The sequence below is a fragment of the Arthrobacter sp. ISL-28 genome, from assembly GCF_018613875.1.
In the GTDB taxonomy this organism is placed as follows: Bacteria; Actinomycetota; Actinomycetes; order Actinomycetales; family Micrococcaceae; genus Arthrobacter.
This window is the reverse complement of sequence record NZ_JAGGPJ010000002.1, coordinates 1-25444: the sequence shown is the minus strand read 5'-3', so window position 1 is coordinate 25444 and position 25444 is coordinate 1. Positions and strand designations below refer to the sequence as shown.

The window sequence follows — 25444 nt, the reverse complement described above, 5'->3', positions numbered from 1 at the left end:
TGTGGAGGACGCTTGCAGTTTCAACGGCAGCGACGCCTCGCGAGCCGCTAGGCAGGCTGGCTGTTCGCCGGCGGGAGATGGGGATTCATCGGTTCCAGGTTTGGATCCTCCGCTGTCCAGACCTGGATCACGGCCCAGACGACGGCCGCGATGGGTACTGACAGGACGGCACCGATGATTCCGGCGAGGATGGTGCCGGCGGTCAGGGCCATCAGGATGACGAGGGCATGGAGCTGGACGGCCTTGCCCATGACGATCGGCTGCAGCAGGTCGCCTTCCAGTTGGTTCACGGCAATTACCACGGCAACCACGATCAGGGCGACCACCGGACCATTGGCTACAAGGGCCACGAGTGCGGCCAGGATTCCCGCCACGGTGGCACCCACCAGCGGGATGAACGCGCCCATGAAAACGATGATGGCAAGCGGGATGGCGAGCGGCACCTGCATGATCAGCAGGGCGGCGCCGATCGCCACCATATCCACCAGTGCCACAATGGCCGTCCCGCGGACATAGCCGCCCAGCACTTCCAGGGTGCGGCTTCCCAGCCGGCGGAGCTTGGCTTCGCGGCGGCCGCTGAAGGGCCGAAGGAGGAAGTTCCAGATCTTCGCTCCGTCCTTGAGGAAGAAGAACAGGATCACCGCCATGAGGGTGGCGCCGGCGAGGAATTCGGTGACCACCGACAGGCCCGAGAGTGCGCCCGAGCGGACCTGGCTGCTTGTGGCGAACTGGATGACGCCTTCCCGGGCCTGGTTGAGCTGCTCCTGGTCCAGCGGGAAGGGGCCGGTGAGGAGGAAATTCTCGAGCTCATCAAGACCCGAGGCGGCCTGCTGGACCAGCTCGTTCCACTGGCTGCGGACGGACATCACAATCACCGTGGTGACTCCGGCCAGAAGCAGCAGCAAAGCCACAAAGGCTATGCCGGTGGCTACAGCCCCGGGTATGCCCCGCCGCCGAAGCATGTTCACGAACGGGCCGATGGCTGCGGCCAGGATCAGTGCGATCAGGACCGGAATGACGAGCAGCCTGATTTGCAGGAGGGCGTACGCGGAGACGGTGATGACCGCCAGGACCAGCAGGATCTGCGCCGACCTGATACCCAGATGGCCAAGAGTGTCAGCCCAGAGTTCGCGGGGTGCTTTCGGCTCATGCGGTGGTTCATGCGGCGGCCGGTCGTGCGGGGACGGTGCTTTCCGGCCGGGCACCTGCTCTGCCGGTGGTTGCCTCCCGGACGCCTGCCCGGGTGTTTGCTGATCGGACGCTTGTGCTGCTCGGGCCATCGTTACTCCTAGTCGTCAGCGGGCGCGCGGGCAGCAACGAACTCCCTGTCCTGCCGCCACCTCTCAGATAGTAAGCCTACTGATGTCTTGAGTGATGGTGAAACCCCGGGGCAGCTGTCAGAACTCGGCGTTGACGAAACCGACGATGATGGCCGTCCACCAGCAGGCCTGGGAGAGGCCCAGACACAGGAGCATGTGGATACGCCGGCCCGGGGGCAGTGCGGCAAAACTCGTCCTCGGCGGCATGGCGACCAGGCGCCGCATCAGCGGAATCAGCATGATGCCGTTCAGCATCAGCACGAGGACCGCAGCGAGTTTCACTACGGTCCAGCATCGCCAGAATGTGGACGGACAGGGCGAGCACTCGGGGCGGGCCCTCGAGTGCCACGGACAGTCCCAGCATGACGGCGAGCACCCAGGCCGCCGCGGCGCCTACGCAGGATGCCGACGAAGCGCCCGGGAAGATTTGTGGGCTTTTCGTGGTGCCGCCCGGCCGGCCGCTGCACTGAATGACATGGTTTACCTCCAACTGCCTGAAGGACTATTTCTCATGACTGGCGGAGTGCTCCGCGAGGTAAACCGCTGATGTGAGCATCGAACTGGAAGCTTGGAGAAACCTTGGGAAAACCCTATGAAACGGCGCCGGTACCCCTCCGCTGGGTTCCCCCAGCCGGGGGGTAACTCAGGAATGGGACACTATTCCTTGAGCCACTCCGCGCAGGAGTTGAGGTTGCGGTTCACGCTGGCCACGGCAGCGTCGGCGTCGTGCGCTTCGATGGCGTCCACCAGCGCACCGTGGCCCTCGTGCGGGAGCCCGTCGAAACCTGCGCGGGGCTGCTGCTTCAGGAGGTCGTTGTGGAAGACCTCGCCGAAGCTGACGTAGAGCTCGTGCAACAGCGGGTTGCCGGAAGCCTGCGCCACCCGTACATGGAAGCCCCAGTCGGCGCGGGCCCAGCCCGCGTAGTCGGCTGCGTTCCATGAGGCCTCACGATCGGCGAGTAGTGCGCGCAGGGCGGCGACGTCGTCGGCCGTTGCATTTCGGGCCGCCAGGCGGGCCGCCTGGGTGTCCAGCCCGACCCGGACTTCGAGGATGTGCTCCTCGGTGTGGTCCTTGTACATGCGCCGGGCTGCGCCGGACATCTCACTCGTGGCGCGGACGTAGGTGCCGTCCCCGCGGCGGACCTCCAGCATGCCGCTGTGGGCCAGGGCCTTGATCGCCTCGCGGAGTGTTCCGCGTGAGACGCCAAGCCTGGCCATCAGCTCGGTCTCGGAGGGAATCCGCTGCTGCAGCGCCCACTCACCGGAGTGGACCATTTCGCGCAGTTTGGCCGTGATTTCGTCGGCCAAGGGTTGCCGGTGGGAGGTGCTCAGAGTCATGGCGGACTAACCTTTCGTCCTGGCGGTGAGGAGGTGGGCCACCACAATCTGTACCAGGGCGATGGCCAGCAGCAGCGCCACCGGCAGCGTCCAGCCGCCGGTCGCACTGTGCAGCAGGCCCATTCCGAACGGACCCGCGGTGGCCAGGAGGTAGCCGGTGGACTGTGCCAGCGTGGACAGGGCAGTGGTCTCGGCGGTGTCCCGCCCGCTGCGGCTGATCATCACCATGACCAGCGGAAAGATGCCAAGTCCGAAGCCGAGCAGCACGGCGGGCACAGCCGCCAGGGCGACCGGCAGGACAAGGAGCGCGGCCACCCCGATGATCATGGTGACGCTGGCCAGGCAGAAAGCCGGGCGTACCATGCGGGGCCGGGAGCCGATGGCAATGAGCACCATGCCGGCGGGGACGGAAACCAGCTGCATGAGCCCGAACATCAGGCCGCTGTCCGCCGCGCTGAGCCCCAGGGTGGTGAGCATGTAGGGGAACCAGCTCAGCAGTGCGTAGGCGAGCAGCGCCTGCAGCGTGAAGATCGCCGTGAGCAGGGCGCCCTTCCGGGTCCGGAGCAACGGCCAGGGGGGAACCTGGCCCGACGTCCCGCGCACGCTGTTGCGGTGCGCGTGCAGCGCCACCGGTAGGAAGCCCAGGAAAGCTGAACAAGCGAGAATACCGATGGCGCCGAGCCCGGCCGACGGCGAGCCAAGCTCCTGGGCCAGCGGCACCACAGCCACAGCGGTGACGGTGGCTCCCGTCGTCATGGTCACGGTATACAGCGCCGTCATGAGGGACGTGCGGTGGGCGAAATGCTCGCGGATAAAGGACGGCATAGCCACGTTGCAGACCGCCAGGCCCGACATGCCCAGCACCGTCCCGGCCAGCAGCATCCCGGTGGAGGGGATGGCCCGCACCAGCAGCCCCGCGGCCAGCATGCCGAGCGCGAGCAGGATCGACTTCTCGACGCCGAGCCGTCCCGTGAGCCACGACGTCGCCGCGCCCGCCACCGCAAAGGACAGCGTTGGAATGGAGGGGATGACGGAGGCAACCAAGGGGCCGTAACCCAGGACGAGCTGGAGGTCGTGCAGCAGTGCGGACGCTCCGGTGATGCCGGCACGGAGGTTCAGCCCGATCAGCACCAGTGCGATGACGCTGGCGACGACGGCGGCACGCGCCTTGCGCGGGCGGGCGGCGGTTGCCGGGGGAGCTGAAGAAACAGAGGCCATCCCTTAACGTTAGACGTTAGACGTTTGATGTCTAGGGTTTTGTGGCAAATCTCTCGCGACTCCAGGGCCGCGAGGAATAGACTCGGGCCAGCGACACAGCGGTCCGTTTGCGGCCGAAGCTGGGAAAGGATGCCGTACGGCCATGACTGCCGAGGGCCTTGAAACCGAGAAGAAGTACGACGTCGATGGTGAGGCCGCGGTGCCGAGGCTCTCCGAAATCCAAGGGGTCGGGCGCGTCGGCGAGCCATACGGCGCAAGCCTGGAAGCCGTGTATTTCGACACCGACGACCTGGCACTTGCCTCTCGCCGGATCACGCTCCGGCGCAGAACCGGCGGGGCGGACGCCGGCTGGCATCTCAAGCTGCCGTCGGAGTCCGCGGACGAATCAGCAGCCCCGCAGCGGCGGGAGATCCACGCACCGCTGGGCCAGGCCGGCGTCGTACCTGAAAAACTGATGGCGTACCTGCAGGTCTACGTCCGCGGCGCGGAGCTGGCGCCGGCCGCCCGGCTGAAGACCAATCGCACCACGCAAGCCCTGTACGGGAACGACGGCGTGCACCTGGCCGACTTTGCCGACGACAGGGTGGAGGCTGAGGCCCTCGGCGGGGCGGGGCGGACGCAGAAGTGGCGCGAATGGGAACTCGAACTCGTCCACGGGGGTGCGGAGCTTTTTTCGGCGGCCGCCGAAACTCTGGCGGCGGCGGGTGCGCGGCCGGCGGCGCACGAGTCCAAACTGGGGCGGGCCCTCGGGGAGGCCTGGCCGGAACGGCAGGAGGTAACGCCCCCAGGCGCCGGCTCGGGCGAACAGCAGCCGGGGCAGCAGGCGGCAACGAAGCAGCAGCCGGCCGCCGGCGTCGTGACCGCCTACATCGACGGGCAGATCCGCGAACTCCTGGCGATGGACCCGGCCGTGCGGCTGGAAGAGCCGGACGCCGTCCACAGGATGCGTTCGGCCACCCGGCGGTTGCGGTCGGCCTTGGCCGTCTACCGCCAGCTGTTCGGGGCAGCCGCAGTCCGGCGGCTCCGCGATGAACTGAAGTGGCTCGGCCGGATCCTCGGGTCTCCCCGTGACGCCGAAGTCATGCGCGAACGGCTGGGCAGCCACGCTGCCGAGCTGCCGGCGGAGCAGTCCGCCGGAGGTGCAGTGAGGGACAGGCTGGAACGCGAACTGGGCAACAGGTTCGACGCCGGCTACCGGAAGCTGCAGGAAGTGCTCGTGACGGACCGCTACTTCAGGCTGCTGGATGATCTCGAGGACTTCCGGGACAACCCGCCGGTCCGGCCGCAGGCGTCAGGACCCGCTGGCAAAGTGGCACGAAAGCGGGTCAGGAAGACGCTCCGCCGGTTGCGCCGCTCGCACAAGGCGGCAAGGCGCACCAAGGAGGAATCGGCCCATGACTCCGCGCTGCACCAGGTGCGCAAGGATGCCAAGCGTCTGCGGCACGCCGCGGAATCGGCGGTGCCCGTCTACGGAAAGCGTGCCGCGAAGCTCGCCAAAGCCGCGCACCGGCAGCAAAAGATCCTGGGTGACCACCACGACAGCGTGGTGGCCCGGATCCTCCTGGGCAAGCTGGAGCGGGGCCCGGAGCTTCCGGAGTCGGAGGCTGCCGGGTACCGTTTGCTGCGTGAGCAGGAGGAAAGGATTGCCGCCCGCGCCGAGTCCAAGTACCGCAAGGCGCGGAGGAAGGCCCGCCAGATCCTGAAGCGCGGGGTCAGCTAGCCACTCCATTGCAATCAGCTGCGGCGGAAGGGCCATCGGGCCTAGTGCCGCGGCCCTAGCCGCGAGACCGCGAGGGCCAGCCACAGCTGGACACGGTCGGCGGTGACTGAGGGGTCGTAGCCGGTGAGCTCGGTGATCTGCGCGAGCCGGTAGCGGACTGTGTTCCGGTGCAGCGTGAGGGCCTCGGCCACGGCCGCCACGGAGCCGTTGTTGTTCAGGTAGCTCTCCAGGGTGGTCATCAGCTCGGCGCCGTGGGCAGCGTCGAAGGTGCGGAGCGGCGTGAGCGACTCATTGGCCATGTCGGCGAGCGGCACGTCCTCGCTCGCCAGCAGCAGCGACGTCAGGCTCAGCCGTTCAGGTTCGTTGACGGGCAGCCCGTGGCTCGCCGCATCCCGGGCCTCAAAATAGCTCCAGCGCAGGCCGTTGGGCTTCGTGTACGCGCCGCCGATGCCGATGGTCGCATGGATCCCGGCCTCGGCCAGGTGGTCGCTGAGGCTTCTAGCCAGTGCCGTGGCACCGCGCCCGTCGTCTGGCACCACCGTGATCAGGTCCTTTCCGACGACGGCGGTCACCGCCTTCTCGAGCGTCCGCGGCAGCGATGAGGTCACCAATTGCTTGTGGTGCGCCTCGGATCCGGCCAGGATCACCACGTTCTTGCGCGTGCTGTTGATGCCGGTCCCCGCGAGCCGGCGGGTGGCCTCACTGGGATCCAGGGTCCCGTGGATCACGTCCTCGAGCACCTGCCCGCACAGTGCCCGCTCCGCCTGCCGCTGCTTCACCATGTTGTTGAGCTCCACGCTGATGAGGTTCTGCGCGTAGCCGATGATGCCGGAGTCCTCGAACGGCTGCTTCACCCACAGCGTGCAGGCGTCGCGGCGGCCGGTGGGGATCGGATACGACGACCAGGTATCCGGCAGCGGCGGCTCGGAACCGCTGTTGTACAGCTGGGCGGTGAACTGGGTCAGGGCAATTTCCGTGCGCAGCATGCCGCCCAGGTGCTTGAGGAGTTCGGCCAGCCCGCCGCCCGTGAGCAGTGCCCTGGCCAGGATCTGGTGCCCTGCAATGAGCCGTTCCAGTTTGGAATAATGGTCGGCCGACTGCGCGTCCGCCACCAGCTTGCCGATGGCGATGAACGGGGTGGCGTAGGGGACTTCGACCACCGGCAGCCCCCAACGGTTCGCTTCCGCGACCAAAGCCGGCGGAACGGCGTCGTGCGTCAGTCCCACACCGAAACCGATGCCCACGGCACCGGCGCGCTGGACCTGCCGGACGAAGCGCCGCTGTTCCGTGGCGCTGCGGAGCCGCATGCCGGTGGTGAGCACCAGCTCGCCGCCGTTGAGGAAGCGCTGCGGATCCTCCTGCTCGGTGACGGCAACCCAGTGAATGTCCTGGTGGGAGGTGGTCTCGGCGAGCCCGGATTTCTTGAGCCCAAGGGACGGCACAGCGAGCAGCGCGGCGAGGGAAATTGCCATGCATCCAGCCTAGCGGGATGCTGGCCAATCGCACGAAAAGCTGCGGCGCATGGTGTGCAGGTGGCTATTCCCCGGTTTGCCGCGCTGTCATAGGCTCGGAGCAGCTGCATCACATCATTCAGTACGAAAAGAGGTTGTACACCGTGGTTCAAACCTTGCAGAACTTCATCAACGGCGAGTTCGTGACGCCCGCCGGCACCGGACTGCTTGACATCGTGAATCCTGTGACGGGCGACGTCGTGGCTAAATCGCCCATCTCCGTCGCGGCGGATGTCGATGCCGCCATGACTGCGGCCAAGGATGCCTTCAAGACCTGGAAGCACACCACTCCGGGCCAGCGCCAGCTCATGCTCCTCAAGCTCGCGGACGCCGTCGAGGCCAACAGCGACGAACTCGTCGATGCCCAGCACCGCAACACCGGGCAGGTCCGGTCCCTGATCGCGTCCGAGGAAGTTGCCGCCGGCGCGGACCAGCTGCGTTTCTTCGCCGGCGCCGCCCGCATCCTCGAAGGCAAGTCCGCCGGCGAGTACTTCGAAGGCCACACCTCCTTCGTCCGCCGCGAACCCATCGGCGTCGTGGCCCAGGTGGCGCCGTGGAACTACCCGTTCCTCATGGCCATCTGGAAGATCGGCCCCGCGCTCGCCGCCGGCAACACGGTTGTCCTCAAGCCGTCGGACACCACGCCGGAATCCACCCTGGTGCTGGCGAAGCTGGCCAAGGACATCTTCCCGGCCGGCGTCCTCAACGTCATCCTGGGCACCGGCGAAACGGGCGCCATGATGGTGGAGCACAAGGTCCCCGGCATCGTCTCCATCACCGGCTCCGTCCGCGCCGGCATCGCCGTGGCGTCCGGCGCCGCGAAGGGCCTCAAGCGCGCCCACCTGGAGCTCGGCGGCAAGGCCCCGGCCATCGTCTTCAAGGACGCCGACATCAAGAAGAGTGCCGCGGCCATCGCCGAGTTCGCCTTCTTCAACGCCGGCCAGGACTGCACCGCCATCACCCGCGTGCTGGTCGAGGACTCAGTGCACGACGACGTTGTGGCGGCCATGGTGGAACACACCAAAACCCTGCGCACCGGTTCGCAGAACGACGAAGAAAACTACTTCGGCCCGCTGAACAACGTCAACCACTTCAAGGCGGTCAGTGCCGTCGTGGAGTCGCTCCCGGAAAACTGCCGGATCGAAATCGGCGGCCACCGGGCGGGGGAGAAGGGCTACTTCTTCGAGCCCACCATCGTCACGGGCGCCAAGCAGACTGACGACATCGTGCAGAAGGAAACCTTCGGCCCGGTCATCACCGTGCAGAAGTTCAGCACGGAACAAGAGGCAGTGGAACTGGCCAACGACGTCGACTACGCCCTGGCGTCCAGCGTGTGGACCTCAGACCACGGCACCGCCATGCGCCTGAGCCGCGATCTCGACTTCGGAGCGGTTTGGATCAACACCCACATCCTGCTCACCGCCGAAATGCCCCACGGCGGCTTCAAGCAGTCCGGCTACGGCAAGGACCTCTCGATGTACGGCGTCGAGGACTACACGCGCATCAAGCACGTGATGTCTGCACTTGATGCATAACGCAGTCGCATAACAACTCCGGTGGTCGAGCCTCCCCACCGGCCCCCAAACCTCGCTCCGCTTCGACCAGGGAACCCTGCCGGCGTGGCCCACTCCGTAACGAAAGAAACACCATGACCACCACCGCAAGCGAAATCACCTACCGTCTCGAGCAGAAGCGCCGCATCCTGGCCGACTTCCCGGGCCCCAAATCACTGGCGCTGAGTGAACGCCGCAAGGCAGTCGTTGCTGCCGGCGTCGCCTCCGGCGTCCCCGTCTACGTCGCAGACGCCGACGGCGGCATCATCCACGACGTCGACGGCAACTCCTTCATCGACCTCGGCTCAGGCATCGCGGTGACCAGCGTCGGCGCGTCCGACCCCACCGTCGTCGGTGCCGTGAAGGAGGCCGTGGAGCACTTCACCCACACCTGCTTTATGGTCACCCCGTACGAGGGGTATGTTGCGGTCGCCGAGCAGCTGAACAGGCTCACCCCGGGTGACCACGAGAAGCGCACCGTCCTGTTCAACTCCGGCGCGGAAGCCGTGGAAAACGCCGTCAAGGTGGCCCGCCTCGCCACCGGCCGGGACGCCGTCGTCGCCTTCGACCACGCCTACCACGGCCGCACCAACCTGACCATGGCTCTGACAGCCAAGGCCATGCCGTACAAGACCAACTTCGGGCCGTTTGCGCCCGAGGTCTACCGCATGCCCATGAGCTACCCGTTCCGTGAGGAAAACCCGGAGATCACCGGTGCCGAGGCCGCCCAGCGCGCCATCACCATGATCGAGAAGCAGATCGGCGGCGAGCAGGTTGCCGCGATCATCATCGAGCCCATCCAGGGCGAGGGCGGCTTCATCGTTCCGGCCGACGGCTTCCTGCCGGCGCTGGCCGCATGGGCCAAGGAGCAGGGCATCGTCTTCATCGCCGACGAGGTCCAGTCCGGATTCTGCCGCACGGGCGAATGGTTCGCCGTGGACCACGAAGGGGTCGTTCCGGACATCATCACCATGGCCAAAGGAATCGCCGGCGGCATGCCGCTGTCCGCGATCACAGGGCGCGCCGACCTGCTCGACGCCGTCCACCCGGGCGGCCTGGGCGGCACCTACGGCGGCAACCCCGTGGCGTGCGCCGCTGCACTGGCGTCCATCGGCTCGATGGAGGAATACAACCTCAACGCCCGTGCCAAGCACATCGAGGAGCTGGCCCTGGGCCGGCTGCGCGACCTCGCGGCAGATGTTTCCGTGATCGGCGACATCCGCGGCCGGGGCGCCATGCTGGCCATCGAGCTGGTGCAGGCCGGTTCCAAGGAGCCCAACCCCGAGCTCACCAAGGCCGTGGCGGCTGCCTGCCTCAAGGAAGGCGTCATCATCCTGACCTGCGGCACCTACGGAAACGTCATCCGCCTGCTGCCGCCGCTGGTCATCGGCGACGAACTGCTGAAGGACGGCCTCGAGGTGCTGGCCGCGGCCATCAAGGCCAACGCCTAATCCACTGCCACCTCCTGCCACATCTCAAAAGCGCGAATGGACACTTAAGCCCCTCCCGTTGAGCGCGAACGGGCAGATAATGCCCTCAAAAGTCGCGAAACACGGCATTATCTGCCTGTTCGCGCCGGAGTTGGCAGTGGCGTGTGCAAAACACCGGGCCGGGTACCTTCACAGGTGCCCGGCCCGCAGTCGTATCCGGGGGTAGAGTCGTCCTCACCACTGCACTTCACTCCGCAGACCGGGGAGCGCCGCCGGGGATCCGGGCGGTGACGCGTCTGCCTTACCCGAAGAGGGGTTTCGCATGCGGTACGTAGTCGGCTACACACCCACTGAGCGCGGCGCGGACGCCGTCGCCCTGGCCACGTCGCTGGCCTTGGCCCAGGACGCGCAACTGGACCTGGTCTACGTGAAGCCTGGCACGCCGCATGTGGCGCTGAACACGGAAGGCAGCGGGGTCAGTGCCGCCGAGCAGGAGGTGCTGACCGCGGAACGGGAGGGGCTGGCACTGGTTCCAGGAGGCCTCGAGGCCAGGTTCCATGTGCGCCAGGCCGAGTCCTTCGCTGCGGGGCTGATCGATGCGGCGGTGGAATTCGAAGCCGGCCTGATAGCAGTGGGTGCCGCAAGCACCGGGCTGTTCAAGCGCTACACCGTGGGATCGGTGGCCAACGCGCTGCTGCATGCGTCGCCGGTTCCCGTGGCGCTTGCCCCGCGCGGTTACCAGCGGACGGCGCCGATCACGCGACTGACCCTGGCCGTGGGACGCCGGGCTGGGGCTGAGGCTGCGATCGAGACTGCCATAAACGCGGCAAAGCGGCGCGGGGTGCCGCTGCGGCTCGTCTCCCTCGTGGAACTCGACGCCGTCGGCGACGGGGGAGAAGCGATCAACGCCGCGCATATCCACGCAAACACCGTCCTCACGGCGGCCTCGGGGAAGGTGCCCGCAGGCCACGAGGTCAGCGTGGCTGTGGCCCACGGCCGCACCATCGAGGAGGCGATCGACGGCCTCGAATGGGACGACGGCGAGATCCTCATCGTGGGCTCCTCGCGCCTGGCCGAAAGGAACCGGATGTTCCTGGGCAGCACGGCCAACAAGGTGCTGCGGGCCCTTCCGGTACCCATGGTGGTGGTTCCGCGCGACTACGAGCGCGTGGCCGCGGCCCCCTAGGCACCTCCCCTAGCGGCCCCTAGGCACCTCCCCTAGCGCGAACAGGCAGATAACGCCCTCAAAAGCTCCGGGAAAGGGCATTATCTGCACGTTCGCGCCGTGGGTTTGGTGCAGCGCCGTGGGTTTGGTGCAGCGGCTTAGGTGTCCGTTCGCGCTTCCCTGAGCGTGAGCTTCCGGGCCACGGAGTTCTTCCGGGCGGCCGCCAGCATGTCCACTGTGAGCACCAGCAGGGCCAGCCAGACCACGCCGAAGCCGATCCAGCGTTCGAAGGGCATCGCTTCCTGGAAGACGGCCAGGGCCACGACGAACTGAAGCAGCGGCGCAAAGTACTGGAGTAGCCCGATGGTTGTCATGGGCAGTCTGCGGGCGGAAGCGCCGAAGAACAGCAACGGAACGGCGGTGATAACGCCGGAGGCCGCCAAAAGCCAGAAGTGCGCAGCGCCACTGCTTGCCAGGGTGGCGGTACCGTTCACGGCGAGGAAAATCATGGTGGCGGCGGCCAGGGGAGTGAGCACGATCGTCTCAACCGTGAGGCTCGTGACGGCGCCCGCCTTGGGACCCACGCGTTTCTTTACGAAGCCGTAGAGGCCGAAGCTCACGGCAAGCGTCAGCGCGATCCACGGCAGTTTGCCGTAGGAGTACGTCAGGACGGCCACGGCAATGAAACCGATTGCGACGGCGGCCCACTGCAGGGGGCGAAGCGTCTCCTTCAGGACGAACACGCCGAGCAGGACGGACACCAGCGGGTTGATGAAGTAGCCAAGCGACGCTTCAACAGCCTGTCCCGTAGTCACGCCATAGGTGTACGTCAGCCAGTTCACGGCAATGAGCGCGGCGGCGAGGGACAGCGTTCCGAACACGGACCGGTCCCGGAACGCCGCACCCAGGACCCGCCAGGCACGCGTCACCGTGATCAGCAAGGCACAGAAAAGCAGTGACCAGACCACCCGGTTGGCCACAATCTCGACGGCGCCGGCGGGCTGCAGCACGAAGAAGTACAGCGGAAGCAGCCCCCACAGCCCGTACGCGCCGATCCCGAACAGGACTCCCGCCGTCGTTTCCTTATCCACAGCTTTCAGCCCAGCCTGCCCGCCGGACTGCCTGCCGGTCTGCCCCCCAGGGGTCTGGCCGGAGCCAGTCACCTCGGGCGGCATCGCGGAAGCCGCTGCGCCGGGCACCGTACCGGGCAGAGCGGAAGGAGGGGCAGAGGAGATTGATCCGTCGGGGCTAGGCACAAGACCAATAACACCATCAGGTGGCCGGGTATTCCGTTCTGGAGGCACCGGGTTGGCCTGCAGCACGAAAATAGTCAGTAGGCTTGCCATTATGAGCATGACGCATGGGCAGGATGCGGTCCGATGAGGCTGCGCCACAGCAACGCCTCCGGCCGCGGCTACCGGCGGGTGCGGGCCGGTAAAGGGTTCAGCTACCGGGACCTCGACGGGTCGACGCTGCCGCCGGGGCCCGTCCGGGAGCGGCTGGAGAGCATCGGCATCCCGCCGGCCTGGACAGACGTTTGGATCGCACCGTTTGAGAATGGCCACATCCAGGCGACAGGACTGGACGCCGTCGGGCGCCGGCAGTACATCTACCATCCCGAGTGGCGGCAACGGAAGGACCGCGTGAAGTTTGACCGCGCGCTTCAGCTCGCGGAATCCCTGCCCGCCGCGCGCCGGCTGGTCACCATGGACCTCAGGAGCGACGGCGTCACCCGGCAACGTGTCCTGGCCGCCGCGTTCAGGATGCTCGACAGCGGGTCCCTGCGCGTGGGCTCCGAACGGTACACGAACGAAAACGGCAGCCACGGCCTCGCCACCCTGCTCTGCGCCCATGTCCAGGTCCGCAAGAACCGCCTGCAGCTCAGCTTTCCAGCGAAGAGCGGCAAGAACTGGGAATCGGAAATCGCCGACGAGGACCTCGCCGCGCTCGTCAGGGTCCTCAAGCGGCGCGGCCCCAACGCCCGCCTGCTGGCTTACAAGAACGGCCGAAGCTGGCATCCTGTGAGCAGCGCCGAGATCAACAGCTACGTGAAGGAACGTACCGGTGACGACTTCACGGCGAAGGATTTCCGGACCCTGCGGGGGACGGTTGCCGCGGCGGTGAGCCTGGCCCGGAGCGGACCGCAGAAGACCGAGTCCAAGCGGAAGCGGGCCATCAGCGTAGCGATGCTGGAGGCGGCCACCGTGCTGGGGAACACTCCGTCGATCGCCCGGAAGAGCTACGTGGATCCGCGGCTGCTGGACCATTTTGCCAACGGCGAGACCATCGATCCTCGACGGCTGGACTCCGCGGAATCGGAGCTGCGGGCGCTGCTGTACCGCGAAGGGGATGTGGTGGCGCTGCGGAAAAGCGGGTGACGCCCCACCCGGACAGCCGAGGCGGCGCGTCACGCGTTTCACCGCACGATCGCAGGGACAATTAGAATTGGATACTGTGCGCAGGACGAGCAGGCGCATTCTCCGTTCCAGAAGGGCTCCAGGTGTCCAACTCAGCTGAAACCGCCTCCCAGCGGCCACTCCGCGTCGCGATCGTCGGCGCCGGACCCGCAGGTGTCTATGCTGCGGACATCCTGACCAAGTCCAACGAAGTGAAGGGCGGGGACCTGGAGGTCAGCATTGACCTTTTCGAGGCATACCCCGCGCCCTACGGCCTGATCCGCTACGGCGTGGCCCCGGACCATCCGCGCATCAAGGGCATCGTGAACGCGCTCCACAAAGTGTTGGACCGCGGTGACATCCGGTTCCTGGGTAATGTCACGTACGGCCGGGACCTCACCCTGCACGATTTCCGCGCGTTCTACGACGCCGTGATCTTCTCCACCGGTGCCATCAGGGACGCTGATCTGAACATCCCCGGCATCGAACTCGAGGGTTCCTTCGGCGCCGCGGACTTCGTCTCCTGGTATGACGGTCACCCCGACGTTCCACGGGAGTGGCCGCTCGACGCCAAGGAAATCGCCGTCATCGGAAACGGCAACGTGGCGCTGGACGTGGCCCGGATGCTGGTCAAGCACGCCGATGAACTCCTCGTCACGGAAATCCCGGACAACGTCTACCGGGGCCTGAAGAACTCGCCGGTCACGGACGTCCACGTATTCGGCCGCCGCGGCCCGGCCCAGGTCAAGTTCACCCCCCTGGAACTCCGCGAACTCAGCCACGCTCGTGACGTGGACATCGTGCTGTACCCGGAGGACTTCGAATTCGACGAAGCCTCGGACGAGGCGATCCGGAGCAACAACCAGACCAAGACCATGGTGAATACCCTGACCAACTGGCTCGTGGAGGAGCATGCCGAAGCGGAGCAGCCGTCCTCCCGCCGCCTGCACCTGCATTTCCTGCACAGCCCGGTGGAAATATACGACGACGGCGGGTCCGGCAAAGTGGCCGGCATCAAGTTTGAGCGCATGCAGCTGGACGGCACCGGAAACGTCAAGGGCACAGGGGAATTCATCGACTACCCGGTGCAGGCCGTTTATCGCGCCATCGGTTACCACGGGTCCCCGCTCGATGAGCTGGAATACGATGCCCAGCGCGGCGTCATCCCGAACGAGGGCGGCCGCGTCCTCGACACCGAAGGCAACCCCGTTCCCGGCATCTACGCCACGGGCTGGATCAAGCGCGGACCGGTTGGCCTCATCGGGCACACCAAGGGTGATGCCCTGGAAACCATCGGCTGCCTCCTCGAGGACCGGCTGACGCTGCCGCCGGCCAAAAACCCCGACCCGCAGGCCATCATCGACCTGCTGGAAGAGCGCGGCATCGAGTACACCACGTGGGAAGGCTGGAACAGGCTCAACGCGCACGAAGCAGCCCTGGGTACGGCGTGGTCCGAAGGCGGGGACGCTGACGGCGTCGTGCGCGAACGGATCAAAGTGGTGCCGCGCGAGGAAATGATCGAGATCTCCCGCGGCTGACGCCCGCAGAACAGCTAACTCTCGCGCTCCATGGCGCCGTGGCTGCCGCTTGCCTCGCTATGGCGGGCGCCTGCCCCGCCATGGCGGGCGCTTGCCTCGCTATGGCGGGCGCCTGCCCCGCTATGGCGCACGCGTGCGGGCACTATTAGACTTGCCGGACGGAGCGCGGGCCCCGTAGTGGCGTGTGCCCGGAGAAAGCGCCGAATCGCGCAATGAACTGGCCATGGGAGTTCGATGAGGAACCTGATCCAGCCGGCAGCAACCCGCAGCGACGCTGCGTCAGACGCAGCGGAATCGGTCGAGCGGCATGCGCTGGCCGGCCACGAGCAACTCGACGCCCACGCCTTTCCCGACGCTCCGGAGATTCCCGGGCTGCGCCGCCTGATCCGGGAATCCTGGCAGCGTTCCGCCCGGCTGCAGGCCAACCCTGACATCCCCGAGGCGCCGCTGGCCATGGACCGCGAAGAGCTCGAGGAATACCGCCGCCAGCACCCGCTCGCCACCATCATGCCCGTCATCCAGAAGCTCCTCATTCAGCCGAGCCACGACAGCCGCCTGCTGGTTGCCGTGGGTGATGGAGTGGGCCGGCTGCTCTGGGTGGAAGGCGACCCCGTGATGCAGCGCCGCGCCCAGGGCATGATGTTCGTCCCCGGTGCTGACTGGTCCGAGGCCATGGTCGGGACCAGCGCCCCGGGGACCGCGCTCGCGCTGGGCCGGGGGATCCAGATCTCCGGCGCCGAGCATTACAAGCGGTCCGTCCATCCGTGGAGCTGCACGGCGGTCCCGTTCCAGGATCCGGACTCCGGGGCACTGCTGGGCGTTGTGGACATCACCGGCACGGAGTCGGCGGTGGCTCCGCACACCCTGTCGCTGGTGGAGGCCACCGTTGCCGCCGCGCAGGCCCAGTTGCGTGTCGAGCGGCTCCAGCTTGCGGCGGCACAGGCCAGGACGCCGGCCCGACGGCGGAGCAACAGTTCCGCTGCCAGGTCCGGTTCCGCTCCCGAGGGCAGTCTGTACCGCAACAGCCTGCAGTTGCTCGGCCGCGACCAGGCGCTGCTCAGCATCGAGGGGCGGACCGTCCCGCTGTCCGCCCGGCACAGTGAAATTCTGGCCCTGCTCAGCACCCACCCCGACGGCCTCAGCGCAGAGGAACTCAGCAACCTGCTCTACCCTGCCGACAACTCCACGATGACCCTGCGCGCCGAGATGGTGCGCCTCCGCAAGGTCCTCCAGCAGTTCAGTCCCGCCGCCGTACCGGAGTCCCGGCCCTACAAGCTGAGGGTGGACCTCATGCCTGACAGCGGCCAGGTGCTCAACTGCCTGCAGCGCGGCGCCCACCGGATCGCCCTCGAGATCTACCGCGGGGCCGTGCTTCCGCGGTCCGAAGCGCCCGGAGTCGTAGACCTGCGGGACCGCGTTTCGTCGCTGCTGCGCGAGGCAGTCATGACGGACGGCAGCGCCGATTCGCTGCTCAGGTATGCCGAACTGCCCGAGGCGAGGGACGACGTCGGGGTCCGGCGTGCCGCCTTGAAGCTCCTGCCGCCCCGCTCGCCCAAACGGGCCGCCGTCGTCGCCGATCTTGAACGGCTGGAGGCGGAGCTGAGCGCCTAGCAGAGACTGCGGGGCCGCGGCGATAGCCGGGGTGAGCCGGCTCACATCGTTGCAACCTTCCTGCAACCTTGTCGCTCCTAGGCTCAGTGCAACGGCGATCACCATGCCGATCGCCACGATGTTGCAGAGCAAAGGAGCCAGCAATGACTGTTTACGCACAGCCCGGGACCGAGGGTTCGAAGGTCGCGTTCAAGGACCGCTACGAGAACTGGATCGGTGGCGAATGGGTTGCCCCCGTCAAGGGCCAGTACTTCGAAAACATCACTCCGGTCACGGGCAAGGCCTTCTGCGAGGTCGCCCGCGGCACGGCGGAGGACATCGAACTGGCCCTGGACGCAGCGCACAAGGTTGCGCCGTCATGGGGCAAGACCTCCGTTGCGGAACGCGCCGCGGTCCTCAACAAGATCGCCGACCGGATCGACGCGAATGTGGAGATGCTCGCCGTCGCCGAATCCTGGGACAACGGCAAGCCCATCCGTGAGACCCTGAACGCGGACATCCCGCTCGCCGCTGACCACTTCCGCTACTTCGCGTCGGCCGTCCGTGCCCAGGAAGGGCGGCTGTCCCAGCTCGACGACGACACCACGGCCTACCACTACCACGAGCCGCTAGGCGTTGTGGGCCAGATCATCCCGTGGAACTTCCCCATCCTGATGGCCGTCTGGAAGCTCGCGCCCGCCCTTGCCGCAGGCAACGCCGTCGTCCTCAAGCCCGCGGAACAGACGCCCTCGTCCATCCTGGTCCTGATGGAACTGATCGGCGACCTGCTCCCGGCCGGCGTGGTCAACGTGGTCAACGGCTTCGGCGTCGAGGCCGGCAAGCCGCTGGCCTCCAGCCCGCGGATCCGCAAGATCGCCTTCACCGGGGAAACGACCACCGGACGCCTGATCAGCCAGTACGCCAGCCAGAACCTGATCCCGGTGACGCTGGAGCTTGGCGGCAAGAGCCCGAACATCTTCTTCAACGACGTCGCCGAGAACAACGACGCGTTCTACGACAAGGCGCTGGAAGGCTTCGCCCTGTTCGCGTTCAACCAGGGCGAGGTCTGCACCTGCCCGTCCCGCGCCTTGGTCCAGGAAGGCATCTACGACTCCTTCATGGCCGACGCCCTGGCCCGGGTGGAAAAGATCATCCAGGGCAACCCGCTGGACACCGAAACCCAGCTCGGCGCCCAGGCGTCCAACGACCAGCTGGAAAAGATCCTCTCTTACATCGACATCGGCAGGCAGGAGGGCGCCAAGCTGCTCACCGGCGGTGGCCGCGCGCAGCTCGAAGGCGATCTCGCCGGCGGCTACTACGTCCAGCCGACCGTGTTTGAGGGCCACAACAAGATGCGCATCTTCCAGGAAGAAATCTTCGGCCCCGTGGTTTCGGTGACAAAGTTCAGCGACTACAACGACGCCATGGGCATCGCCAACGACACCCTCTACGGTCTCGGCGCCGGAGTCTGGTCCCGGAACGGCAACGTTGCCTACCGGGCAGGCCGCGAGATCCAGGCCGGCCGCGTGTGGCTCAACAACTACCACGCCTACCCGGCGGGTGCCGCGTTCGGCGGCTACAAGTCCTCCGGCATCGGACGTGAAAACCACGCCATGATGCTGGACCACTACCAGCAGACCAAAAACCTCCTGGTCAGCTACAACGAGAACAAGCTCGGCTTCTTCTAAGCCGGCACCGCCCATGTTCAGCACTGATACAACGACGCAAGGATTTCGCCAATGACGACGACAATGCAAGCAGCCGTAGTAACCGAATTCGGCACCGACCTCCAAATCCTGACCATTCCCGTTCCCGCCCCAGGCCCAGGTGAGGCACTGGTCAAGGTCATTACCACCGGCGTCTGCCACACGGACCTTCACGCTGCGGAAGGTGACTGGCCGGTCAAGCCGTCACCCCCATTCGTCCCCGGCCATGAAGGTGTCGGCGAAGTGGTGGCTCTCGGAGAAGGCGTTACCGACCTCGCCGTCGGAGACTTGGTGGGCAATGCCTGGCTCTGGTCCGCCTGCGGCGACTGCCAGTACTGTCGCACCGGCTGGGAAACCCTGTGTGAAACGCAGAAGAACGGCGGCTACAGCGTGGACGGCTCGTTTGGCGAGTACATGCTGGTGGACACCCGCTTCGCCGCCCGCATCCCGGCCGGCTCTGATCCGGTGGAAGTTGCGCCGGTGCTGTGCGCCGGTGTCACGGTCTACAAGGGCTTGAAAATGACCGAAGCCAAACCGGGACAGTGGGTCACCATCTCGGGCATCGGGGGCCTTGGCCATATCGCGGTGCAGTACGCCGTGGCCATGGGCCTGCGGGTCGCCGCCGTGGACATTGCGGATGACAAGCTCGCCCTTGCCAAGCAGCACGGGGCCGAGCTCACCGTGAATGCCCGGCACGAGGATCCCGCCGAGGTCATCCAGAGGGAAACCGGTGGATGCCACGGCGTCCTGGTCACGGCCGTCCACCCTTCGGCGTTCGGCCAGGCGATCGGCATGGCCCGCCGCGGCGGAACAATCGTCTTCAACGGCCTCCCGCCCGGAGACTTCCCGGCCCCGATCTTCGAGATTGTGCTGAAGGGCCTGACCGTCCGCGGTTCCATCGTGGGCACCCGGCAGGACCTGGAGGAAGCGCTCGACTTCTACTCCCAGGGAAAGATCCACCCCACGGTGTCGGCCCGGGAACTCTGCGAGGTCAACGCGGTCTTTGACGAGATGAAACACGCCAAGATCGACGGCCGCGTGGTGCTGAGGTTCTGATGGCGGGGCGACATGCCTGAGGCCAGGCTTGACGCCGCGGTGACGCTGCCCGGGGAGGAGTTCTCCCGGGTGGCGCTCACCGCCGCGGCGGTGGAGCTGCTCAGGAAACTCTGGCTGCAGCACGGCCCCCTCATGTTCCACCAGTCCGGAGGCTGCTGCGACGGCTCCTCGCCGATGTGCTTCCCATCGGGGGAGTTCCTGACCGGCGACTCGGACGTCCTGCTGGGCCGCTTCGAGATTTCCGACGGCGGCCCTGGCGCCAGTGAGGAAAACGGCAGCATGCCGCTGGACTTCTGGATGTCCAAAGAGCAGTTCGACTATTGGAGCCACACCCACCTGACCGTGGATGTGGTGCAGGGCCGGGGCAGCGGCTTTTCCGTGGAAGCACCGGAAGGAAAGCGCTTCCTTATCCGCTCCACGCTGATGGACTGGCCGGTGTGAACTGACCCGCCGTTTCCCCGGAAATCTCCACATATGGTTCGCTCGGGCAGGGCCGCACATGAGCGGCCCTGCCCGGGCTTTGCATGTTCATGCTGCGATTGGGAACCCCCAATGTGGGGGCCTCTTTGAAGGGGGCACTTCTTTCGGGGTCCGGAAGGGCTTGTTTTTGCCCCAAGGTTTTTAGGAGCGGGGCAGAACACCATGTCCGTGTTCCATCCCTCCTAGCGGCAGGTGCGCCATGAAACTCTCACCTTGGATGTCCGACGGGGGCGCGGATCACAGCCGATCCGCAGCCGCCACCGATCCACCCACCAACCGTCGTCTACGACGCAGCCAACGAAATGCACGGCCAGTCTCCCTCCGGCTGATTGCAGCAGCTACCACCGTCGTAATGCCGGCAGCAATGGGGCTGCCGGTGGTGGCAGCCAACGCAGTGCAGGGGCCGGTCGGGGCAGGATTCAACGTCACCGCATCAGATCTGTCCTTCATTCTCGACCAGATCAAGATTGCCGAAAAGCACGTGGCCGGTACGACGTCCGAGACGGGACCGTGCGGTGCCCTGAAAAGCCAGCTCGCCAGCCCGATGCTCTCCCTCGGGCTGCGCACCGTCGACGGTAGCTGCAACCACCTCGAGCCCGGACAGGACCATTTCGGCGCTGCCGATCAGGTCTTCCCGCGGCTCGGCTCTGCGACCTTCAAGGACGCAGAAAACTCAATCTTCGGGCCTCCCACGCCCACCAGCTACACCCAAAAGTCTGGCGACGTCTTCGACAGCCGGCCCCGGACCATCAGCAACCTGATTGTGGACCAGACCTCCACCAACCCGGCCGCCATTGCTGCCGCGGGCAATCCGGTCCGGACCCAGGGCAACGAAGGCGTTGAACCCTGCACCACGGATCCCGTACCGGCATCGGAAGGCGTCGAAGCCGTCCCTGGCGATCCGCTCGGATGTGTCCCGTCCCACAGCACGCTTTTCATCCCGAACGTCACCACCGACGTCGGCCTTTCACCGCCGTACAACTCCTTGTTCACCCTGTTCGGCCAGTTCTTTGACCACGGCATCGACCAGACCGTCAAGGGCGGGGGCAACGTCTACGTGCCGCTCAAGGCAGACGACCCGCTGATTGCCGGCCCCAACCACGTGGTCGACGATGATCCCGCGACGCCGGCCGTGGAGGGCGATGACCTTCCCAGGCACCTGCGCTTCATGGCCCTCACCCGCGGCCAGAACCAGCCAGGGGAGGACCGCGTCCTCGGCACTGCCGATGATGTTCAGGATGCGCTCAACACCGACTCTCCCTGGGTCGACCAGAGCCAGACCTACACGTCGCATCCCTCGCACCAGGTGTTCCTCCGCGAGTACTTGAAGGACGAAGCCGGCCGCCCTGTCGCCACCGGCAAACTGCTCGGCGGCCCCGTTGGCCCCACCGCGGGAGGCATGGCAACCTGGGCAACCACCAAGGCGCAGGCTTTCGAAAAGCTCGGCATCCGGCTTGAGGATAAGGACGTCCTCAACGTCCCGATGATCAAGTGTGACCTCTACGGCAACTTCGTCCCCGGCCCGCAACGCGGCCTGCCCGTGTTCATGACCGCCAGTGGCGAGGTTGAGGCGAACCCCGCCGACAACGGCGGAACGGGAACGCTGGTTCCTGCCGATGTCCGCTACTTCAACACTCCGTTCCTGGTGGACATCGCGCACAATGCGGACCCGTCACCGAAGGACCATGACCACAACCCGGGGACTCCCGCGGTGGCCCCGACCAAGGACACGGATTCCACGGCATCGGCCGATTTCGCCAACCAGCCGGCCGGCACTTATGACGATGAGATGCTCGACGCACACTTCATCGCCGGCGACGGCCGCGTCAACGAAAACATCGGCCTGACCGCCATTCACCAGGTGTTCCACTCAGAACACGACCGCCTGGTCGATGACATCAAGGCCACGCTGGCCAGGCCGGAGAATGCGGACCTGCTCGCAAAGTACGAAGCGGTCGGGGACACGACGTTCAACTACGGTGAGCGCCTCTTCCAGGCAGCCCGCTTCGTGACCGAGATGGAGTACCAGCACCTCGTCTTCGAGGAGTTTGCGCGCAAAATACAGCCTCTGATCAACCCATTCCAGCCGTTTGCCTTCACACAGACGGAAATCAACCCGGCCATCAAGGCTGAATTCGCCCACGCCGTCTACCGGTTCGGACACTCCATGCTCACGGAGACGATCTCGCGCCGGAATGAAGACAAGTCCGGTCCGGACGCCATCTACGGCACCTCGGATGACGTTCGCGGCTCCGAAAACGACATTTCCCTGCTTGAGGGATTCCTTAACCCGCCGGCCTACACCGACGGCGGCGACGAGGGCCCGCTGACATCCGAGCAGGCTGCGGGCAGCATCATCATGGGCATGTCCGACCAGGCCGGCAACGAGCTGGACGAATTCGTGACGGACACGCTCCGGAACAACCTGCTGGGACTCCCGCTTGACCTCGCGACCATCAACATGACGCGGGCCAGGTCTGAAGGTGTCCCGACGCTCAATGAATTCCGCAAGGACCTCCACGCCGAGACCAACGACGGACAGCTCAAGCCCTACACGAACTGGATCGACTTCGGTGAGAACCTCAAGCACCCTGAATCGCTGATCAACTTCGTGGCCGCCTACGGCAAGCACCCCACCATCCTCACAGATGCGGGACCGGACAAGGTACGGGGCAACGAGGACGACGGCCCGGCGACGCTCAAGTCGCGCCGCGCTGCTGCCCGTGCCATCGTCAACCCGGACGCCGCCGCTGGCGACGTTGCTCCGGCGGACGCTGCGGCGTTCATGAACAGTGACGGCGACAGCTGGTCAGACAAGGACGGACACTCACAGACCGGCCTCGACGACGTTGAACTGTGGGTCGGTGGCCTCGCGGAACGCACGAACATGTTCGGTGGGCTCCTCGGCAGCACCTTTAACCACGTCTTCGAGCAGCAACTGACCGAGTTGCAGAACGGCGACCGGTTCTACTACCTGGCCCGCACGCCCGGTATGAACCTGCGGGCACAGCTGGAAGGCAACTCGTTCGCGGAACTCATGATGCGCAACACCAACGCGCAGGCCCTCAAGGCCGACGCCTTTGCCACGGCAGACTGCAAGTTCGAGCTGAAGAACCTTGCCGGCACCCGGGACGGCTTCAACAGCTTCGGCAACACTGTCGCTGACGATCTGGCCTCGGAATGCAACGAAACCAAGGTTCTGATCCGTATGGCGGACGGCACGATCAAGTACCGGATGACCAACACCGTGGACCCCCCCGGCATCAACGGCCAGAGCGTCTTCAACGGCACCGGCAACCCGGACCGCGTCTACGGCGGCAACGACAATGACACGTTCTGGGGTGGTGAAGGCAACGACATCATCGAAGGCGGTGACGGCGCCGACGTCGCACTTGGCGGCGAAGGCAACGACATCATCACCGACATCGCCGGTGATGATGTCCACAAGGGCGGGCCGGGCAACGACGCCATCGATGCGGGCCCCGGTCTGGACATCATCATGGGGGGCGACGGCAGCGACTTCACCAACGGCGGAGCCAACATTAACGAAACCTTCTCCGGGGAGGGCAATGACTTCGCGATTGCCGGCCAGGGTGAAGATGCTGTCTTCGGCGACGGCGGAGATGACTGGCAAGAAGGCGGCGACGAGCCTGATCTCCTGATCGGGGACTCCAGCAACCTGTTCTTCCTGGACGATTCGCAGAAGCCGGGCCACGATGTCCTCATCGGCCAGGGCGGCGACGATGACTACGACATGGAGGGCGGCGACGACGTCGGCCTTGCGGGTCCTGGCATCGAGAAGATCGCCGGTGCCTCAGGCTACGACTGGGAGATCGGCCTGCACGATCCACAGCCGCAGGACGCCGACCTCGATCTGCCCATCCTGCCGCTGGACATCCTCACTGTTGGCGTCCGTGACAGGTACAACGAAGTTGAAGCACTCTCCGGAGGCCCCTTCAATGACAAGCTCAGGGGCGATGACATCATCCCGAGCGAACGCGGGGGCGGCGGCTTCATCGGCTGCAACGTCCTGGATGCCGAAGGCGTCAAGCGCATTAGCGGACTCAATGAGCTGATCCCGGATGAAGCGCGGACCACACCGATCGCGGACGTCATTGCAGCGTCGGCATCGAAGAACTGCCCGATTCTGGACAACTCCGCGAACGCCATGGCTTGGGGAGAGGGCAACATCCTCCTCGGCGGCGGCGGCAGCGATGAGCTCGAAGGACGCGGCGGCGACGACATCATTGACGGAGACCGCTACCTCAACGTCCGGCTCAGCGTCCGCACCGACCCGATGAAGGCGGAGACGGAAATCGGCAGCGCCACCGGAATGACCGCTCAGTACCTGAAGAACGACGTGGGTGCCCTGACCGGCGCGACCCTGCAGGCGGACGTTTTCGCCGGCAAGGTCGACCCGGGCAACATCGTGGCAGTGAAGGAGATCCTCAGTTCGGCCGGCGGCACTGATACAGCCCGCTTCTCCGACATCAGGGCAAACTACACCGTTACCGAAAACAACGGCGTAACCACGGTGGCCCACAACAACGCGGGTCCCGACGGCGTTGACACCCTTCGGAACATCGAAACCCTGGTCTTCGCGGATTCAATCCCGCCTAGTGCACCCACGGGTGTTAGGGCAACCGCCGGCAATGCTTCGGCCACGGTGAACTTCACCGCTGCTGAAGGCGGGGGCATTACTGAGGAGTTCTCTATCCGGGTTCTCGACGCGGTCACCGGGGAACAGATCGGTGCGCCACGGACGGCAGCTGGTGATGACACCAGCCTGGTCATCAGGGACCTGACCAATAACACTGACGTCAAGTTCGAAGTCACGGCAAGGAACGTCCACGGTGCCAGCACAGTTGTCGTTTCCAACATCGTTACACCGGTGGCGCCTGTGATGGTGACCGCCGTTCCGACCATCACGGGTACAGCAACCGTAGGCAGCACGCTGACCGCGAACAGCGGAGTCTGGGGCCCCGCTCCGGTGACGCTGAAGTACCAGTGGTTCAGCGGCGGTGCAGCCATCAGCGGAGCCACAGCATCCAGCTACACTCTGACGGCGGGAGATGCAGGCAAGTCCGTGACCGTCACGGTCAGCGGCGAAAAGGCCGGCTACGAAACGGTGTCGCGGACCTCTGCAGCAGTAGCAGTATCGGCGCCGGTCGTCACCGTATCTGTCGCCCTTGACTTCACGGGTGACAGCAAGGCGGACCTGGTGGCCAGGGATTCCCGTGGAGTGCTGTACATCTACCCGGGCACCGGTGCCGGTAGCTTCGGGACCCGGATCCGGCTCGGCAGCGGCTGGAACGCCATGACGGCCCTCAGCTAGCCCCTTTCCGAACCACCGCCCGTGTCCCCCAAAGGGATGCGGGCGGTGGTTCCATTCCCGCAACAGCCGTCTCGGCCGATGCGGCTCCA

The 25444-nt window shown here is 66.0% G+C and carries 17 protein-coding genes; 11 read left to right on the top strand and 6 right to left on the bottom strand.

The features are described from left to right. Positions 1–47: 47 nt before the first annotated feature. From J7E80_RS00900 to J7E80_RS00885, 4 genes are all read right to left on the bottom strand, one after another. Complete coding sequence (locus J7E80_RS00900; RefSeq protein ID WP_215049603.1) at positions 48–1280, bottom strand: AI-2E family transporter; 1233 nt, start codon at positions 1278–1280, stop codon at positions 48–50. Positions 1281–1397: 117 nt separating this feature from the next. Continuing rightward, complete coding sequence (locus tag J7E80_RS00895) at positions 1398–1601, bottom strand: hypothetical protein (RefSeq protein ID WP_215049602.1); 204 nt, start codon at positions 1599–1601, stop codon at positions 1398–1400. Positions 1602–1976: 375 nt separating this feature from the next. After that, positions 1977–2657 carry a FadR/GntR family transcriptional regulator gene (locus J7E80_RS00890; RefSeq protein ID WP_215049601.1) on the bottom strand — a complete coding sequence of 227 codons (681 nt, stop codon included), beginning with the start codon at positions 2655–2657 and terminating at the stop codon, positions 1977–1979. A 6-nt stretch (positions 2658–2663) separates the two neighbouring features. Next, on the bottom strand, positions 2664–3875 hold the full coding sequence (locus J7E80_RS00885) for an MFS transporter (RefSeq protein WP_215049600.1): 1212 nt from the start codon (positions 3873–3875) through the stop codon (positions 2664–2666). 142 nt (positions 3876–4017) lie between these two features. On the opposite strand from J7E80_RS00885, the gene J7E80_RS00880 reads away from it, so the two are divergent. Next, positions 4018–5595, top strand: a complete 1578-nt coding sequence (locus J7E80_RS00880; protein WP_215049599.1) for a CYTH and CHAD domain-containing protein — start codon at positions 4018–4020, stop codon at positions 5593–5595. 41 nt (positions 5596–5636) lie between these two features. Here the strand turns inward: J7E80_RS00880 and J7E80_RS00875 are convergent, their stop codons facing one another. After that, on the bottom strand, positions 5637–7067 hold the full coding sequence (locus J7E80_RS00875; RefSeq protein WP_215049598.1) for a PucR family transcriptional regulator: 1431 nt from the start codon (positions 7065–7067) through the stop codon (positions 5637–5639). A 143-nt stretch (positions 7068–7210) separates the two neighbouring features. Between J7E80_RS00875 and J7E80_RS00870 the strand changes: the two genes are divergently transcribed. The 3 genes from J7E80_RS00870 to J7E80_RS00860 all read left to right on the top strand — a co-directional run bounded on the left by J7E80_RS00870 (position 7211) and on the right by J7E80_RS00860 (position 11275). After that, the gene (locus J7E80_RS00870; protein WP_215049597.1) at positions 7211–8641 is read left to right on the top strand and encodes a gamma-aminobutyraldehyde dehydrogenase; all 1431 of its coding nucleotides are present in this window, start codon (positions 7211–7213) and stop codon (positions 8639–8641) included. A gap of 113 nt (positions 8642–8754) precedes the next feature. After that, the gene (gene gabT / locus J7E80_RS00865) at positions 8755–10110 is read left to right on the top strand and encodes a 4-aminobutyrate--2-oxoglutarate transaminase (RefSeq protein ID WP_215049596.1); all 1356 of its coding nucleotides are present in this window, start codon (positions 8755–8757) and stop codon (positions 10108–10110) included. Between the two features lie 301 nt (positions 10111–10411). Then, entirely contained in the window at positions 10412–11275 is an 864-nt protein-coding gene (locus J7E80_RS00860; RefSeq protein WP_215049595.1) for a universal stress protein, read from the top strand. 137 nt (positions 11276–11412) lie between these two features. Here the strand turns inward: J7E80_RS00860 and rarD are convergent, their stop codons facing one another. Beyond that, positions 11413–12510: an EamA family transporter RarD gene (rarD, locus tag J7E80_RS00855; protein ID WP_396020713.1), complete on the bottom strand. Its 1098-nt coding sequence runs from the start codon at positions 12508–12510 to the stop codon at positions 11413–11415. Between the two features lie 123 nt (positions 12511–12633). On the opposite strand from rarD, the gene J7E80_RS00850 reads away from it, so the two are divergent. The 7 genes from J7E80_RS00850 (at position 12634) to J7E80_RS00820 (ending at position 25355) form a co-directional block, all read left to right on the top strand. Continuing rightward, positions 12634–13632 carry a DNA topoisomerase IB gene (locus tag J7E80_RS00850; protein WP_215049593.1) on the top strand — a complete coding sequence of 333 codons (999 nt, stop codon included), beginning with the start codon at positions 12634–12636 and terminating at the stop codon, positions 13630–13632. 122 nt (positions 13633–13754) lie between these two features. After that, positions 13755–15188 (top strand): FAD-dependent oxidoreductase, encoded by a 1434-nt coding sequence (locus tag J7E80_RS00845; RefSeq protein ID WP_215049592.1) that lies wholly within the window; start codon positions 13755–13757, stop codon positions 15186–15188. A 234-nt stretch (positions 15189–15422) separates the two neighbouring features. Beyond that, positions 15423–16799, top strand: coding sequence for a GAF domain-containing protein (locus J7E80_RS00840; protein ID WP_215049591.1), 1377 nt, complete (start codon positions 15423–15425; stop codon positions 16797–16799). A 143-nt stretch (positions 16800–16942) separates the two neighbouring features. Further along, a complete protein-coding gene (locus tag J7E80_RS00835; protein ID WP_215049590.1) occupies positions 16943–18466 on the top strand; it encodes an aldehyde dehydrogenase family protein in 1524 nt (507 codons plus the stop codon). 51 nt (positions 18467–18517) lie between these two features. Then, on the top strand, positions 18518–19540 hold the full coding sequence (gene adhP, locus J7E80_RS00830; RefSeq protein ID WP_215049589.1) for an alcohol dehydrogenase AdhP: 1023 nt from the start codon (positions 18518–18520) through the stop codon (positions 19538–19540). A gap of 12 nt (positions 19541–19552) precedes the next feature. Beyond that, on the top strand, positions 19553–19981 hold the full coding sequence (locus tag J7E80_RS00825) for a DUF779 domain-containing protein (RefSeq protein WP_215049588.1): 429 nt from the start codon (positions 19553–19555) through the stop codon (positions 19979–19981). Between the two features lie 391 nt (positions 19982–20372). Next, positions 20373–25355 carry a peroxidase family protein gene (locus J7E80_RS00820; RefSeq protein WP_251036282.1) on the top strand — a complete coding sequence of 1661 codons (4983 nt, stop codon included), beginning with the start codon at positions 20373–20375 and terminating at the stop codon, positions 25353–25355. Positions 25356–25444 lie beyond the last annotated feature (89 nt).

Excerpts from the sequence above, each read along its gene's own strand:
- J7E80_RS00900 (WP_215049603.1), bottom strand. The coding sequence starts at position 1,280 with ATGGCCCGAGCAGCACAAGCGTCCGATCAGCAAACACCCGGGCAGGCG.
- J7E80_RS00890 (WP_215049601.1), bottom strand. The coding sequence starts at position 2,657 with ATGACTCTGAGCACCTCCCACCGGCAACCCTTGGCCGACGAAATCACG.
- J7E80_RS00885 (WP_215049600.1), bottom strand. The coding sequence starts at position 3,875 with ATGGCCTCTGTTTCTTCAGCTCCCCCGGCAACCGCCGCCCGCCCGCGC.
- J7E80_RS00880 (WP_215049599.1), top strand. The coding sequence starts at position 4,018 with ATGACTGCCGAGGGCCTTGAAACCGAGAAGAAGTACGACGTCGATGGT.
- J7E80_RS00875 (WP_215049598.1), bottom strand. The coding sequence starts at position 7,067 with ATGGCAATTTCCCTCGCCGCGCTGCTCGCTGTGCCGTCCCTTGGGCTC.
- gabT (WP_215049596.1), top strand. The coding sequence starts at position 8,755 with ATGACCACCACCGCAAGCGAAATCACCTACCGTCTCGAGCAGAAGCGC.
- J7E80_RS00860 (WP_215049595.1), top strand. The coding sequence starts at position 10,412 with ATGCGGTACGTAGTCGGCTACACACCCACTGAGCGCGGCGCGGACGCC.
- J7E80_RS00850 (WP_215049593.1), top strand. The coding sequence starts at position 12,634 with ATGAGGCTGCGCCACAGCAACGCCTCCGGCCGCGGCTACCGGCGGGTG.
- J7E80_RS00840 (WP_215049591.1), top strand. The coding sequence starts at position 15,423 with ATGAGGAACCTGATCCAGCCGGCAGCAACCCGCAGCGACGCTGCGTCA.
- J7E80_RS00835 (WP_215049590.1), top strand. The coding sequence starts at position 16,943 with ATGACTGTTTACGCACAGCCCGGGACCGAGGGTTCGAAGGTCGCGTTC.
- adhP (WP_215049589.1), top strand. The coding sequence starts at position 18,518 with ATGACGACGACAATGCAAGCAGCCGTAGTAACCGAATTCGGCACCGAC.
- J7E80_RS00825 (WP_215049588.1), top strand. The coding sequence starts at position 19,553 with ATGCCTGAGGCCAGGCTTGACGCCGCGGTGACGCTGCCCGGGGAGGAG.
- J7E80_RS00820 (WP_251036282.1), top strand. The coding sequence starts at position 20,373 with ATGCCGGCAGCAATGGGGCTGCCGGTGGTGGCAGCCAACGCAGTGCAG.